Source organism: Planomicrobium sp. MB-3u-38 (genome assembly GCF_002836425.1).
GTDB lineage: Bacteria > Bacillota > Bacilli > Bacillales_A > Planococcaceae > Planococcus > Planococcus okeanokoites.
This window is the reverse complement of the sequence record NZ_PJBO01000001.1, coordinates 48081-63862: the sequence shown is the minus strand read 5'-3', so window position 1 is coordinate 63862 and position 15782 is coordinate 48081. Positions and strand designations below refer to the sequence as shown.

Here is a 15782-nt window from a genome sequence, read left to right as displayed (position 1 = left end):
CTTTTAAGTGGGTCAACCCTTTGCTATTCTTATCAGGAAAGTAAGATGACTAATAGAACCGAAGAAAGAAGGTAAATGCATGCAAAAAACAACTGCCCCAACAACTGTTTCCAGCAAAAGCACGTTCGACCTGATCCTGACGTCGATGGCGATTGCGCTGGTATTCGTAGCTACATTATTATTGAACATCCGATTGCCGATCGCCGCAAACGGCGGACTCGTCCATCTCGGAACAGCGATGCTGTTCATCATCGCCATGCTTTTCGGCCCGAAAAAAGCCGCGCTTGCCGGCGCTTTCGGTATGGGATTATTCGACCTGGTATCCGGCTGGACAGCCTGGGCGCCGATTTCATTTATCGCACGCGGCCTGCAGGGCTATATCGTCGGCCAGATCGCCTGGTCCGCTAGCCGCATGGGCAACAGCAAAACTTTCAACATCGTTGGAGCCATCGCCTCTGTGCCGGTCATGCTGGCCGTCTATTACATCGGTGAAGCCATCATCTTCAGCAACCTGATCATCCCGGCCGCTTCGATCCCGGGCAACCTTGTCCAAAACGCTGTCGGTCTCATCGTCGCCATTCCGGTGGTCATCGCGTTGAAGAAAGTGCCGTTCTTCAAAAGAGATTTCCAAAAATAAAACCAATAAAGGAGAGAGCTTCCCTGACGGAAGCCTTCTCCTTTTTATGTGCAGAAAAATTCTTTCTCATTCTATCCTATGTAATGGCGAATAATTTGATAGCACGCAATGGCCAAACCTAAGAAGCAGGCTTTCATTTTAGCTGTATGATACCTTTCACTCCGGAATAAGTAAAAGAAAACGACGACAAACCCGATAGGGAACATGAGCTGAAATTCACCGTCTCGGTCTGAATAGCTGGAGTAGATCGGCGTGATATAAGCACTGATCAAGAAATAAAAATAAACCGTAAACTGGCGAGTCTCTAATTGCTTGCTCCACTTGACCAATAAGTAAATAATAATTACTGCCATAACCATGACATGCAAAGCAGGAAGCATAAGCGTCCCGTTTCCAAGTTTGAACTCCATTCAGTCTCGCTCCCTTATATGATCTGCTCTTTAATGGCTGTTAATTGCTGTTACCGAAATAACGAATATCAACCTAAAGCCTCGCTTGCATAGTAAGTTTTAACTCCTTTTTCCTGTTAATAAATGAAATATAAAGGCACTAACAACAAATAGAATGGTCCCACCTAATACCTTTATGAAAGAGACACCTATTTGAACGGAATCTGCAGTTGTCTGTTTTATTTCATTGACTGACCACCAATGCTCTATCGAAGATTCATATATTGCTAAGTACAGCCAAATCACGTAAAAGACAAAAACAATCAAAGCAATGCCCATTTTTCTATTCATAACATTCTCCTTTAACAAAATACTGATCTGAGATATTTATACTTATTATGTTCAGTTGTTTCACTAGTTAAATAATGAAATAGCCAACTACTTAGATTACCATTTTATAGTATTTCCACATATTTTATGTAAAACCCTTTATTGGGGGTTAAAAGCTTTAGGATGAAAAGCTTTCGCGGACGCGAAAGCTCCTTTTAAGACATTGGAGTTTTTTGCATAGCGAAAAACATCCGCTTTAGGCTTTTGAATTTTGGTGGGAGAATATGGAAGCTGGTTCAAGCTTTACAGATTACGTAAATTTACTAAATTTCGCACATACTTGGTACTGCGCACATAAATTCTATTCACCGCACATAAATCCCGCTCACCGCTCATAAATCCCATTTTCCGCACATAAATCCCGCCCACCGCACACAAACCTAAAAAAGAAGAAAGCCCCACCCGGGACTTTCTCCTCCACTCATCTATTTACGCTTTTTCTTTAACAGACTTCGCTCCTGCTCCGACTGTTTCATTTGTATCGACTTCAATATTATTCAAACCAAGTGCTTTGTCGGTCATTTCATGGATTTCCTTGAACAAATCAGGGTTATCCACTAATGAGACGCCGTACGATGGCACCATTTCACGGATTTTCGGCTCCCATGCTTCTTTTTGTTCCGGGAAGCATTTATTGAAAATCTCGAGCATTGCATGCACTGCTGTAGAAGCACCCGGAGATGCGCCAAGAAGCGCGGCAATCGAACCGTCTTCAGCGGTTACGATTTCCGTACCGAACTGAAGTGTTCCTTTGCCTTTGTCGTCTGTGTCTTTGATGACCTGGACGCGCTGGCCGGCTACGACTACGTCCCAGTCTTCAAGTTTTGCGTTCGGGATGAATTCGCGCAATTCTTCGACGCGTTTTTCATCTGACAGCATAACTTGCTGGACGAGGTATTTCGTCAAGCCCATTTCTTTGGCTCCAGCTGCAAGCATCGTCAAGACGTTGTTCGGTTTAACCGATCCGATCAAATCCAAGTTCGATCCTGTTTTCAGGAACTTCGGTGAGAAGCCTGCAAATGGTCCGAACAGCAATGATTTTTTATTGTCGATATAGCGCGTGTCCAAATGCGGCACGGACATCGGCGGTGCGCCGACTTTCGCTTTACCATAGACTTTACCGTGGTGCTGATTGACAAGCTCCGGTTTGTTGCAGACAAGGAACAAGCCGCTTACCGGGAATCCGCCGATTTGCTTGGATTCCGGGATGCCTGTTTTCTGCAATAAAGGCAAGCTTCCGCCGCCGCCGCCGATAAAGACGAATTTTGATGTATGGTATTCGATTTTGTCATTTTTCATGTCGTGGACTTTTACTTCCCACGTGCCGTCGCTCAACCGTTTGATGTTTTTGACGGTATGCTCGTAGTTCACTTCGACATTTTCCTGCTCCAGATATTCGAACAGCATTTCAGTCAATGCGCCGAAGTTTACATCCGTCCCAGTGTCGATTTTCGTTGCCGCGATCGGCTCCGCAGAAGTACGGCCTTCCATGATCAACGGGAACCATTCTTTCAATTTTTCAGGAGAATCCGTGAATTCCATGCCGTTGAACAATGGAACCTGCGTCAACGCTTCAAAACGGTTTTTCAGGAATCGCACATTGTTTTCACCTTGCACCATACTCATATGTGGAATCGGCATGATGAAGTCCTGTGGATTCGTGATGCGTTTTTTATTTACAAGGAACGACCAGAACTGTCTGGAAAGGTGGAACTGTTCATTGATCTTGATCGCTTTGTCGATTTCGACCGTGCCGTCCGCTTTCTCCGGCGTGTAGTTCAATTCGCATAACGCCGCATGTCCTGTACCCGCATTATTCCACTCGTTGGAGCTTTCCGCTCCCGCTTTCTCGAGTTTCTCAAATACTTTGATTTCCCAGTCCGGTGACAGCTCTTTCAACATTGAGCCCAATGTCGCGCTCATCACGCCGGCTCCGATTAAGATAACGTCTGTTTTCTTTGGTACACTGCTCATTATACCCTTCCTTATCCTATAAATTTGCAAAAAAATGCCGGCGATCCTGCCTCATTCGTTCTCAAGCCAGTCTTTCCGGAAGTCATCTCTTTGCCTCAGTTTTTCGTAAAATCTATCGCAACTTGCCATAAAGTAAATAGTTCTACTTCTAAATGATAATTATATACCATTTCCGGGCGGCAATAAAGAAAAGCTACCTATTTTATAGGGTTTGGAGGTGAAATTTCCAAGCTACGCCAATAAAACCCGCAATTCCAATTTCATCCCGCGGGAATTTACGGGTGTACGAATTCATTCGATTCCATGCTGTTTTCTGCAGTGATGCGGTTGCGTCCTGAACGCTTTGATTTAAATAGCAGGTTGTCCGCGTAAATATATCCTTTTTCTATCGACGGATGGTCATTGAATTTTTTATAATATAATCCAAACGAAGCCGTGTAGGAGATCTTTACTTCTTCTTCATTGAAATCTGTCACGACATAGCTGTCATTCAAATCGATTCTTAGGCGTTCCAGCCGTTCACAAATTTCTTCGAAAGTGCTTTGCCGTAAAAATAATGTGAATTCTTCTCCGCCGCTTCGGAACAATAAATCGTCCTCCCGCAAATGGCTCTTCAGAAATGCCGTAAAGTGTCTCAGCACTTCATCACCCACCGCATGGTTGTAAGTATCATTCACTGTTTTGAAGCGATCGATATCAGCAACAACAATCCCGAAGGTTTCCCCTTTATTGCTGAGTTCCTCCATTTTCAAATCCATGAACGCGCGATTATTTGCGCCCGTCAAAGCGTCCCGATATGCCAATTCCATATATTTATCCCTGTCGCCCTTGTCCTTTAAATTCTGTATTATAGGGAAAATGGATTGGCTCACAAAATAATTCAAGGCAAAAATTCCAATCAGCAATTCCCACTGGCCTTCCACCAGAAATATAAACAAAAAGCCGTTGATCAAGCCTGTCTTCCCCAAGTCGAGGACATTCCAATTATCATAGAAATGAATAGCTTCTTTCAAATTGCTGATTTTTTGGGTGAAAATAAAATGAGTGAGAATAAAGGTATCTGTCAGGAAGTTCGTGATAAATACCAGGACGGCAAATAGCAGCCAAAAGCCGAAAGGGATATTTGAAAAATAAGGCTCAAATAATCCATATAAATAATAACAAGTGATATTCGCGAAGCTGTAGATGGAGATATTATAAAAAATATACAGGAAGGGTTTCCTGTAATCCGGATATCTCCATTTTTTAATGGAATGGACCAGTACCTGGTATGAAACTTCGTAAATGACGACTCCCAACGGCCCAGCAAACAAGGCGATCGCCATTCCGTAGTTGATTGCATAATCCAGTTCTGTTCCGCTATATTGTATTTTGATTCTTTGCTGGGAATAAACAACCGAAAAGAATACGAATATGCCAACCGCCAATAAAAAATGGGATGTGGACACATCCAGCTTCTGTGAAAAGACAGCAATGTATATGCTGATAAAAAAAAGAAAGAATATATGTAAATTCTGTTTGTTCATCGCGCAACTTCTTTCTGCATTTGGAATCGCTTTTTGTAGACCTGAAATTATTTTGCTGCTCTTGATTTTATTCCTTTACTGTTTTATCGGCAGAAGAAGAATATATTAAAGCCCGCAACCTGAAAATTTCAAGTTGCGGGCTTAGCTAAGCTTTCAGGAAACTCAGTCATTATTCATGAAGTTCTGCTTCTCCAAATAGCTCAGCACTTTCTGCGAAAAGGCCGTATGCGATTCTTTCGTGTACTTCGCCATCGTATACACCTGGGCCAGGTTTTTCACACCCAGTTCTTCCACCATTTCTTTCAGGCGCGGAATGGCCATATACCGGTTCCATCCGTTTTCATTCCGTTCCTCGTAGATCTTCAAAATGTCGGCATCTGAATAATCCTGGTATTGCTCATAATGGACGATTCCCTCCAGCGGCAAGCGGTCACGCGGCGCCGGATTTTCAGCTGGATAGCCAAGCGAAAAGCCGACAATCGGCACGACGTTTTCCGGCAGATTCAATAATTCGCCGATCTGGTCACAGTTCGCCAGCGTCGATCCCATATAGCAGATTCCGAGCCCCCGGTTTTCCGCCGCCAGCGCGCAATTCTGCGACGCCAAAGTGGCATCGATGGCGCCGATCATGAGGCTCATGAAATTATCGAAATGGACCGGCGCGTCATTGAGTACCAGCCATTTCCGCATCCTATTAAAATCCGCGCAAAACGTCACCAATACCGGTGCATCCACTACCATCGACTGCTCCATATGCGCTTCGTACAATTTCTCACGCAACGCTTTATCTTTCGTCACCACAATCGAATAGGTCTGCATATTGCCGCTCGAAGAAGCCCGTATTCCCGCTTCCAGTATCTCATCCAGCAATTCCTGGCTGATTTCACAGTCCTCGTATTCGCGTATCGATTTATGGTTATGTATAACATCCTTCAATTCCAAATTCACCACTCCCTATGATAAATAATAGCATTAATAGGAATGTTCTGAAATTGGTTTTGGCGAATAAAAAACCTTACCGCCTGGGTAAGGTTTGTAAAAAGAATTAAAGTTCACTTCCTACGAATCTTTTTAGAGGTGAATCTTGAAATCAGTCCTTCTGGACCTGCAGAGCCATTCGTAAAAATTCCATAAACAGTGCCGACTGTTTGCCTAATTGGACAGCCTGTGAGGGCAGAATTGCGTCGCCAAGCGCAAGTCCGTCAATGAATGTGATAATTGAGCGGGCAATCAAATCGTGGTCAAAGCGATCGCTGAATTCACCGGCTTCCTGGCCTGCTTTGATGACATCCGCATATAGGCGATGGCCTGTTTCATATCTTTTTCTGCCGTATTCCCGTCTTTGTTCATCATTTCGTCCAGTGATGAAATATTCCAATTTGCTGGGTGCCAGCGGATCCATTTCGGTTTCGGGATTTCCGCCTTCTCCAAATAACAGCTGCATCAACAGCTCCCAATAGGAATCCGTATCTTTCAGCATGTTCTTCGTGCCATTGGCTTCATCAGTTAATGCTTCATCAAGAATCGCCTTGAACAAATCTTCCTTATTGGAGAAATATTGATAGAGCCCGCCCCGGCTGACACCGGCTGCTTCCATCACGTGCTTCATCGACGTGTTTTCATAACCCTGTTCGATAAAAACAGTGGTTGCAGCCTGCAGAATTTCAGCCCGCCGCTGCTTCAGATGGTCTTCGCTCACTCGTGGAGCCATGTAATTTCCCCCGTTCCGCTTTCCTTCTTGCAATATATCCTGCCAGCGCCAGGAGCACCAGCAATCCCGACGTTATTATGAATGTCGGAATAATGCCAATCACCGTCGCTAACAAACCGCCCACCAACGGCCCAATGATCGTGGCCGTAGTCATGACACTGTTGATGACTCCAAAAATCCTGCCTGTCATATGGACAGGCGTATCGATTTGGACAGTTGCATGAAATGGCACAAAAATCAGGCTGGCAGAAAATCCGGCGGTAAAGCCGAGAATCGGCAGCCATATTGCCGAATAACTCAAATCGGCGTCAGTTAATATCCCCATCATACCAAAACTCAATCCAATTCCAAAAACACCTGCCAGCATAACCGGATACGGGCGGTAGCCCGTTTTTTTGGCAAGCAATAAACCCGCCAGAAACATGCCAAAACCAGAACCTGTAATCAGATATCCAAATAAATCAGGCGATGCCTCTGTCAATTCCCGGATCAAAACAATGAGCTGGGAGTCCGCCAATTGCAGAACCAGAAGGCTCATCCCCACCAGCGTTAAACCGACCACCATAAAGCGGCTTGATTTTAAGAGAGCAAATCCTTCGGCCAGTTCTTTTTTGAAAGAAGCCTGTGCCTTTTCTTCTTCTGTGGACTCTTGTTTTATTGTATTAGGCAATAATAACAGCAACCCGGCCGACACAATGAACGTGGCGGAGTCGACCAGAAATACCTGTTGTGTCCCCATTGCCACCACGAGCAGTCCGCTGAGGAGCGGTCCAAGGATTTTGGTTGATGAATCAATCATCGAAGTGATAGCCATGGCTGCCTTCATGTCCCCTTCACCGACGATTTCTTTCAGCTTCCCATTTTTCGCTGGAATGAATACTGCTGAAAAAACGCCGATTGTAAACAGGATCGCATACACCATCAGAATTGAACTTGCGGCTGCCAGCAGCAAAATCAAGGCAGCCCTGGCAATATCGGAAACGATCATAATCGTTTTTCGATTAAAGCGATCCGCGACAATTCCTGCGACTGGCCCGAGTAAAGCCATCGGCACTGCCAGGCAGAGAATAAGCAGCCCGATTTCCATTGGTGAGGCATTCCATTTAAATCCCACTACCGTAAAAATCGCGACTATGCTCAGCCAGTCACCGATGCTTGAAATTGCCTGTGCGGCCATCAACGCCATATAGCTTTTATTTCAAAGTAAATTTTTCAATTAGCAACCCTTCTTTCAAAACGACACTAGTGTCGTTATTAATAATTTAATTATATCGACAACCGTGTCGTTTTACAAGCTTCTTTTTATAGATAGCTGTAGATTGGCTAAATCTGAAACGATAACATGGGCGTTTGCACAAGCAGGAAGAAAAATATCCATAAAAAAACCGCAAGCACTCAGTATGCTTGCGGCAAAATCAAGAGGTTCGATTTATTTTTTCAGATCAAAACGGTCAGCGTTCATCACTTTGTTCCAAGCTTTGATGAAGTCGCGAACGAATCTTTCCTTGTTGTCATCTTGTGCGTATACTTCAGCAATGGCACGAAGAATCGAGTTAGAGCCGAATACGAGGTCAAAACGTGTCGCAGTCAGGCCTGTTTCACCTGTCTTGCGGTTTTTGCCTTCGTATTTGTTGAACTCGGACGGCGTCCAATCGATGTTCATATCCAATAAGTTGACGAAGAAATCATTTGTCAACACACCGACTTTGTCAGTGAAGACGCCTTCTGAAGCGCCTGCATAGTTTGCGCCAAGGGCGCGCATACCGCCGACAAGCACAGTCATTTCCGGTGCAGTCAAGCCGAGTAATTGCGCTTTATCAAGCAGCATCTCTTCAGGGCTTGTCGAATATTCTTTCTTCTGGTAGTTTCTGAAACCATCCGAAACCGGCTCCAGCACGTCGAAGCTTTCAGCATCCGTATGTTCTTCAAGCGCATCTCCGCGGCCTTGGGCAAATGGTACGTCAATATCGAAACCTGCCGCTTTTACAGCCTGTTCGATTGCAGCATTTCCTCCAAGGACGATCAAGTCAGCGATGCTGATTTTATTGTCCATGCTTGCTTGTAATTTTTCATAGAAAGAAAGCACTTTTTCCAATTCTTCCGGCTCGTTCGCTGCCCAGCTGCGTTGTGGAGCGAAGCGGATATGAGCTCCGTTTGCACCGCCGCGTTTGTCTGAATCGCGGTATGTGCTGGCAGATGCCCAAGCAGTTTTGATCAATTGCTGCGGGTTTAATCCGCTTTCCATGATCTTCCCTTTCAGCTCTTCCAATTCAGCTGCAGTCAGAACGCCTGGTGCTGCTGGAACTGGATCTTGCCAGATCAATACTTCTGTCGGTACTTCCGGTCCCCAATAACGCTCAATTGGTCCCATGTCGCGGTGAAGAAGTTTGAACCATGCACGAGCGAACGCATCCTGGAACTCTTCCATATTTTCATAGTAACGGCGTGAAATCTTTTCATAAGTCGGATCCATGCGAAGCGCCATGTCCGCTGTTGTCATCATTGTCTTCACTTTGACGGAAGAATCTTCAGCATCAGGTGCCATGTGATCTTCCGGTAAATCTTTAGCCGTCCATTGGTATGCGCCGGCAGGAGATTTCGTCAATTCCCATTCGTAGCCGAATAATTGCTCGAAAAAGCCGTTGTCCCATTGCGTCGGGTTGGCAGTCCAAGCACCTTCGATACCGCTTGAAATCGTATCGCGGCCTTTTCCTGAACCGTAAGTGCTCTTCCAGCCGATTCCCTGGTTTTCCATTACGGCTGCTTCCGGGTCGTCACTGACATTGGAAGGATCTCCAGCACCGTGGGCTTTACCGAATGTATGGCCGCCTGCGATCAACGCAACAGTCTCTTCATCGTTCATACCCATACGTCCGAAAGTTTCACGGATATCGACAGCACTTGCAAGCGGATCCGGTTTGCCGTTAGGGCCTTCCGGATTCACATAGATCAAGCCCATCTGAACAGCTGCAAGCGGATTTTCCAACTCGCGGTCGCCGGAATAACGGTTGTCTTCCAGCCATTCTTTTTCATTGCCCCAATATACGTCTTCTTCCGGTGACCAGATATCTTCACGGCCTGCGCCGAATCCGAAAGTTTTGAAGCCCATCGACTCAAGTGCGACGTTACCCGTCAACACCAACAAGTCAGCCCATGAAATTTTGTTTCCGTATTTCTGCTTGATTGGCCAAAGCAAACGGCGCGCTTTGTCCAAGTTTACGTTATCCGGCCAGCTGTTAAGCGGTGCAAAACGCTGGTTTCCGGTAGAACCGCCTCCGCGGCCATCTGCTGTACGATATGTACCTGCAGCATGCCAAGACATACGGATGAACAGACCGCCGTAATGTCCGTAATCAGCCGGCCACCAGTCCTGGCTGTCAGTCATCAAGTCACGAAGATCCTGTTTCAACGCATCATAATCCAATTTCTCGAATTCCGCTTTATAATCAAACTCATCCCCTAGAGGATTTGTTTTTGTATCGTGCTGATGCAGAATATTCACATTCAGCATATTCGGCCACCAGTCTTTGTTTTGCGTTTTGCCTGGTTTGTTGGATGTTGTTATTGCACTGTCAGCGTGTCCGCCTGTTTGGCTGCTTGGCTGTCCGCCGCCTGCACCCGTAAACGGACATTGTGCATCCGAAGCTGCAGTGTGGTTTTTTTGCTCGTTAGTTCCTTGTTCATTGTTTCCCATTCTCTAAACCCTCCTAATTGATAATGAAAAAACTGCATCTCTCTTTAAATCTGCGATTTTTATGCATTACTGCCGGCAGATAATAATTCTTACATTAGAATTATACTAAACTAGAGACAGACTGAACAGCAGAATGACTGCGAAAGACGATTTTTTTCATATACAACCTAATTAATGTAAAAAAGCGGATGAGGTTTGCTCATCCGCTTTTTTCTGTATTTATCCTGCAGTTGAATAGACGATCCTGTTTCTGCCGCTGTCCTTTGCCGCATAAAGCAATTTATCCGCTTTCTTCACCAATTGATCCGGTTTTTCTCCATTTTGCTTACAACTTCCGAAACTCATGGTCACAGAAAAAGTTTCTCCGTTGCTGTTGAATATGTGGTCCGCAACGGATTTCTTGGTTTCGACCAGCAGCTTATCCACTTCATCCTGCTTATTCGTATAGAGGATAATGGCAAACTCTTCCCCTCCATACCTGAATACCCTTCCCTGTTTGACTGGAATGATGGAAGTAATGATCGCGCCAACCTCACGCAAAACGGCATCCCCCATCACATGTCCATACTTATCATTTACCGCTTTGAACTTATCGATATCGGTGAGAGCAAGATGAAAATCTTTGCCGCTCTCCAAATCTTTCCGCAGGCATTCCTGAAATGACCGATGATTTAGTAAGTCGGTGAGGTAATCCCGGTTTGCCGCTTCTGCCAATATATTTTTATCTGAATGATGCTTTCTTTCTCTCGAAACGATAATGCCGCCCAAGCCGCCGATCATTAATAAAAAGACCGTCTGACTGATATATTCGGTAAAACTATTTAACGTAAACACGTCCGGGACCTGTGTGAAGAAAATAATCGAATAGACAAAAATGAACAGGAATGCAGCGATTATTCCGCCTGTGAACCTCCAATAAACCGTGATATGCAAAATAATTAAATAGGCCAAAGGAAAAAGCGGACTGTCCACTCCCCCAGTTAAAGGTATAAGGGCAGAAAAAGAAATAAAGTCAAAAAGCGGCCCGCATTTTGTCATGATCGTGTATCTTTTAGATCCTTCAGGTGATTTATGTAAATAATAATCGGAGACAGCCATGTATAAGATGCCAAACGCAACTAAAGATGAGAATGGAATCATTGTTGTCCGGTCTGGCTGTCCAATGTATTGAATATAAAAAACAGCTATTGCCATAACCAGAAAAAACCAGCGCAGCGAGGAAAAGATAATCTCCAGCGCATGATCCGAATGATGCGTATTCTTCGATAAAATCTTCATCCTTTTCACATCCCATACAAATTCTTACTTTTCTTAATTATAAGGTAAAAATTATTATTTGCGCTAATTTCAAAAAAATTATCACGCTTCAGGCTTATCCATGGGCAATTTCCCTTCATAATAAAAGCTGCCCCAAAAGTTAAACTTCCGGGACAGCTCCTCTTATTTCCGCGCTTCTATTCCAATTCCTCTTCCGCAATCAGCTTGAACCCTTCAATAATCGTGTCTTCTTCCACCTCGATCAACAAACAGCGCTTGCCGTTGTAATTCACTTCTTTGACGTAACGTAAGTCTTGCGGGCTGATCTTGATATCCGCGACTTTCGTGCTGATCTTAATCGATTTGGATGCGTAGCTTGGCACAATGTGGCTGGCTTTCATCTCGTAATTGCGGTCTTCCACAACTTGCTGGAATGCCCGCTCCACTTTTTCCGTGCTCAAATCCTTCACGCCGCTCGCCTTCAGCACCCGCTCCATTTCTTTTGCATCCAGTACAGGCGTCTCTTCATCTTCGTCGTCGTACTCTTCATCGACCACCAGCATGGCGTTGATTTCGTCGTAGACGTTGGCCAGCGTTTTCGAATTCACTTCATCCCCGATGACCGCTTTGACGATTTCCTCGAATACCGCTTTGTCTTCTTCTGCCGTGACGATTTCATCGCCGTTCAGCACATTCTCGATAAACTGGAAATCCGGTTTATTCGCCTTGCTCGCCGCGTAAAGCACGTGATGAATGTCTGCCGCATTATCCGTAAAGCTTGGGAATAGGAATCCGCCGATCGGCGATGTCAGTTTGATGACCGGATCCGTTACCAGGTTCGACTTGAATTCCTTTTCGACGAAATCAAACACCAGCGAACTTTTCGGCAGCTCGGTCGTGTTCATGCTGCACAGGATAAACGGCGTCGTGAACACTTCATCGCGCATATCGATCTCTGTTTCATCCGCCTCGCGCTTCGTCGTCTTGAAATAAGTCCCGCGGATGAACGTGACGACCATGTCCTTTTCGTACTGCTTGTCCAGCACCATCTTGAGCGCAAGCTGCTGCATATTCTCCTGCCACTCGGCCGAATCGTCCGCTTCCAGCCCTTCATAGAGAAGATGCTGCGTGTGGTCCGTCTGCCCTTCTTCCTGCGGCTGGAACTTCACTTCGAACAGCTTCTGATCCAGCTTCCCGCCCAATACCTTCTTGAAGTTGGCAAGAAACAGCTCCTGCTGCTCCCGGTCCAATAATGAAAAGGAACGGCTTTCTTCGTGAAAAATTTCACTGCTTTCCTTTTGGATATATACATTATAAATTTCATTGATTTTCAGTAAATCCGTATCCAGCTTAAACCGTTTGCGGATATCGGCTATGTCTTTCTTATTCATCTTTAATTCCAACTCCCTGGCTAATAAAATCCGTGCTGCGTACAAAAAAGAGCATCCAAAGCTGAGTCAGCTTTTGGTGCTCTATCATTATAACAACTATTGGGGTGGATGACGGTAGGTAAACCGTCCCTTAAAATAAAGAAAGCGATTATTTACCCTTTCGCCTCATGCAGCCGCCGATGGAGCTGGTGAACCATTTCCGCGAGTTCCGGAACAGGGCCGTCGACTGCCGGATCTTTAATGACATCTTCAATGGCCAGATTCCGGACAGGTGACGGCGGAGCACCCAGTTCACTCAACCAGCCGCCCAATTGCTCCGATGAACTGGCGAAGACGATCCTGCCGAGGCCAACCCAGCCGTGAGCCGCCGCACACATCGGACAATGTTCGCCGGACGTGTAAACCGTCGCCTTGCTGCGTTCTTCAGGAGACAGGTTATTGGCCGCCCACCTGGCAATCGCAAATTCAGGATGCTGCGTATGGTCGCCTCCCGCCACATGGTTATGGTCTTCAAAAAGCACTTCGCCATCAGCTGAAACCAGTATGGATCCGAACGGCTCGTCGCCTTTCTCCAAAGCCGTTTCGGCCAATACCACACAGCGGTGCAAATGTTTTAAATCGGTTTCGTTGATCATTTTGGGTCCTCCTTTTTAATGCCCTTTATCTTTAATATTTATGGTTGGCGTATAGAATCTCATGATTTGGATGAGTTGATCCGCCATATACGCCGAGGAGTTTTTGAAATCTGATTCGATCCATTCCTGGATTATGCCGATAATGCCGTATATCCGATAAGTGATAAAAAGCTCAATATCAATATTGGGCGCATTTTCAGTAATCGGAAATTCAAATTCTTTCCGGAATAAGCGATTCAGTTCTTTTATCATTTTCGTGTGAAACGGATATGTGGTTGAAGGTTTCATCATAAGTCTGTAAAATCTTTTATTTTCCAGGAAATGGTCAAAGAGAATAATGGAACTCGCGGGTATTTCGTTGAAATCAACAACTGATAAACCAGCATAAGGTTTCCGGATCGCTTCCGTCAATTGCTCAAACATCCCCTCCACAATCTCTTCCAATAAATCTTCCTTTTTCTCATAATGGGCATAAAAAGTTCCGCGATTGAAATCTGCCCGCTTAACGATTTCTGTAATCGTGATCTCATCGATGCTTTTTTCTTCCATCAGGTCCAACAGAACTTCGCTGAGTTTCTCTTTTGTCCTCATCACACGCTTATCGGGATATTGTATAGGCATATTCAGGCTCCTTCTAAATACTTTTAACATACAAATTCCAATGCTTTGTCCATTAACATACATTTTTCTAATTATTGCATATTGAAACTCTTTTACAACTATCTTATGCTTGAAGCGTCAATATATCTCGATTTCAAGATAATTAAGCAAAAGAAGTGGAAGCTTTTCACTTCGGCATCATCAGCCAGACCAAAATTTTTATTAAAAGGAGAGATTTCAAATGAATTTCGAAGACAAAGCAGTCATCATTACAGGTGCAGCCGGCGGTATCGGAAAAGAAGTGGTACGCAAATTGGCCAACGCACAAGCGAAAGTCGTATTGGTGGATGTAAACGAAGATGCAATCAAAGCTGTCCAAAAAGAACTGGGGTTAACAGAAGAAAATAGCCTAGTCGTCAAAGCGGATGTTTCAAACGAAGCAGAAGTCAAAAATTATGTGGATCAGACCATCTCCAAATTTGGACGTATCGATGGCTTTGTAAATAATGCAGGCGTCGAAGGGCCCGCTAAGTCGATTGAAGAAATCACCGAAAAAGATTTCGATTTTGTCTATGGCATCAATGTCAAAGGCGTACTTTACGGCCTTAAATATGTGCTGCCGGTAATGAAAGAGCAAAAGTCCGGTTCAATCGTGAACACATCATCGGTAGCCGGTTTAATCGGTTCACCGAACATGGCTTTGTATAATTCGTCCAAACATGCGGTCATGGGGCTTAATAAAGTTGCTGCTGCAGAAGCCGCAGCATTCAATGTCCGTGTGAACACAGTGAATCCAGGCGTCATCAATACCCAAATGATGCGCAACATCGAATCTAACGTTGCGTCAGGCTCAGCCGAAGGAGCGAAAGCTGCACAAACGGCATACAATGACGCTGTCCCGATGAAACGTTACGGGGAGCCTCAGGAAGTAGCGAATGTCATTGCATTCCTATTGTCTGATGAAGCTTCTTACGTAAGCTCATCTTCTTATACCATCGATGGCGGTTTGTACAACGTATAAACACGTATACAAAAAGGGATGTCCCAGCAAGTCAGTAAAATGACTCGGAGACATCCCTTTTTTTGTTGAAATCGGTTCCTTCAGAAAGTGAAATTCTGATTGCAAGAACATCAAACCGTCTTCTGCTGCTCAATATACTCTTTCAATTTTTTCAAATGATCTTTGTCTTCTTTTTTCAGGATCCGTTCGAACACGGGGCGGATCAATGCGTTTTTCAAGCCTTTGGACTGGATGGAACCAGTAAAATCGATGGTCGTGCCGCCTTCTTTTGCAGCGAACTCGTACCGGTAGACAACGGTCATGCCGGTACTGTCACTCTTCACCGAATACGTTTGATGCGGAACGTATTCAGAGACCGTCAGCACCGTTTCGATTTCCCGCCCTCTGACATTTCGGACTTCCTTAACTTCGGTCCCCGCCTGCATCGGCCCTTCCGTTAACTTTTCCGTCCTGATGACCGTCTCCATTATCGATGGCGCGTGTTCAAAATCCGTGGTGATGTCAAACACCGTTTCCACAGGTGCATCGATATAAACGCTTTCCTTAAAAGCCATGTC

15 protein-coding genes are annotated in these 15782 nt (G+C 45.0%); 2 read left to right on the top strand and 13 right to left on the bottom strand.

Annotation, left to right across the window (positions count from 1 at the left end):
- The first annotated feature begins 79 nt into the window (after positions 1 to 79).
- Positions 80 to 637: an ECF transporter S component gene (locus CXF70_RS00395; RefSeq protein ID WP_101801018.1), complete on the top strand. Its 558-nt coding sequence runs from the start codon at positions 80 to 82 to the stop codon at positions 635 to 637.
- 71 nt (positions 638 to 708) lie between these two features.
- On the opposite strand, the gene CXF70_RS00390 is transcribed toward CXF70_RS00395, so the two are convergent.
- From CXF70_RS00390 to CXF70_RS00335, 12 genes are all read right to left on the bottom strand, one after another.
- Positions 709 to 1047: a hypothetical protein gene (locus tag CXF70_RS00390; RefSeq protein ID WP_101801017.1), complete on the bottom strand. Its 339-nt coding sequence runs from the start codon at positions 1045 to 1047 to the stop codon at positions 709 to 711.
- A 99-nt stretch (positions 1048 to 1146) separates the two neighbouring features.
- Positions 1147 to 1377 carry a hypothetical protein gene (locus CXF70_RS00385; RefSeq protein ID WP_101801016.1) on the bottom strand — a complete coding sequence of 77 codons (231 nt, stop codon included), beginning with the start codon at positions 1375 to 1377 and terminating at the stop codon, positions 1147 to 1149.
- A gap of 468 nt (positions 1378 to 1845) precedes the next feature.
- Positions 1846 to 3390 carry a malate:quinone oxidoreductase gene (locus CXF70_RS00380; protein WP_101801015.1) on the bottom strand — a complete coding sequence of 515 codons (1545 nt, stop codon included), beginning with the start codon at positions 3388 to 3390 and terminating at the stop codon, positions 1846 to 1848.
- Between the two features lie 275 nt (positions 3391 to 3665).
- The gene (locus tag CXF70_RS00375; RefSeq protein WP_101801014.1) at positions 3666 to 4916 is read right to left on the bottom strand and encodes a GGDEF domain-containing protein; all 1251 of its coding nucleotides are present in this window, start codon (positions 4914 to 4916) and stop codon (positions 3666 to 3668) included.
- A gap of 162 nt (positions 4917 to 5078) precedes the next feature.
- Positions 5079 to 5864: a nitroreductase family protein gene (locus CXF70_RS00370; RefSeq protein WP_233208499.1), complete on the bottom strand. Its 786-nt coding sequence runs from the start codon at positions 5862 to 5864 to the stop codon at positions 5079 to 5081.
- Positions 5865 to 6006: 142 nt separating this feature from the next.
- Positions 6007 to 6627, bottom strand: coding sequence for a TetR/AcrR family transcriptional regulator (locus tag CXF70_RS00365; protein ID WP_101801312.1), 621 nt, complete (start codon positions 6625 to 6627; stop codon positions 6007 to 6009).
- Positions 6581 to 7813, bottom strand: coding sequence for an MFS transporter (locus CXF70_RS00360; RefSeq protein ID WP_233208498.1), 1233 nt, complete (start codon positions 7811 to 7813; stop codon positions 6581 to 6583). Before CXF70_RS00360 ends, CXF70_RS00365 begins: the two co-directional genes overlap by 47 nt.
- Before the next feature lie 243 nt (positions 7814 to 8056).
- Positions 8057 to 10321, bottom strand: coding sequence for a catalase/peroxidase HPI (gene katG, locus CXF70_RS00355; protein WP_101801012.1), 2265 nt, complete (start codon positions 10319 to 10321; stop codon positions 8057 to 8059).
- Positions 10322 to 10540: 219 nt separating this feature from the next.
- Positions 10541 to 11599, bottom strand: coding sequence for a GGDEF domain-containing protein (locus CXF70_RS00350; RefSeq protein ID WP_101801011.1), 1059 nt, complete (start codon positions 11597 to 11599; stop codon positions 10541 to 10543).
- Positions 11600 to 11775: 176 nt separating this feature from the next.
- Positions 11776 to 12969 carry a DUF4317 domain-containing protein gene (locus CXF70_RS00345; RefSeq protein WP_101801010.1) on the bottom strand — a complete coding sequence of 398 codons (1194 nt, stop codon included), beginning with the start codon at positions 12967 to 12969 and terminating at the stop codon, positions 11776 to 11778.
- Positions 12970 to 13121: 152 nt separating this feature from the next.
- The gene (locus tag CXF70_RS00340; protein ID WP_101801009.1) at positions 13122 to 13604 is read right to left on the bottom strand and encodes a nucleoside deaminase; all 483 of its coding nucleotides are present in this window, start codon (positions 13602 to 13604) and stop codon (positions 13122 to 13124) included.
- Positions 13605 to 13619: 15 nt separating this feature from the next.
- Positions 13620 to 14225 (bottom strand): TetR/AcrR family transcriptional regulator, encoded by a 606-nt coding sequence (locus CXF70_RS00335; protein WP_101801008.1) that lies wholly within the window; start codon positions 14223 to 14225, stop codon positions 13620 to 13622.
- 220 nt (positions 14226 to 14445) lie between these two features.
- Between CXF70_RS00335 and CXF70_RS00330 the strand changes: the two genes are divergently transcribed.
- Positions 14446 to 15225 carry an SDR family NAD(P)-dependent oxidoreductase gene (locus tag CXF70_RS00330; RefSeq protein ID WP_101801007.1) on the top strand — a complete coding sequence of 260 codons (780 nt, stop codon included), beginning with the start codon at positions 14446 to 14448 and terminating at the stop codon, positions 15223 to 15225.
- 110 nt (positions 15226 to 15335) lie between these two features.
- On the opposite strand, the gene CXF70_RS00325 is transcribed toward CXF70_RS00330, so the two are convergent.
- The gene (locus CXF70_RS00325; RefSeq protein ID WP_101801006.1) at positions 15336 to 15779 is read right to left on the bottom strand and encodes an SRPBCC family protein; all 444 of its coding nucleotides are present in this window, start codon (positions 15777 to 15779) and stop codon (positions 15336 to 15338) included.
- Between the last annotated feature and the right edge of the window lie 3 nt (positions 15780 to 15782).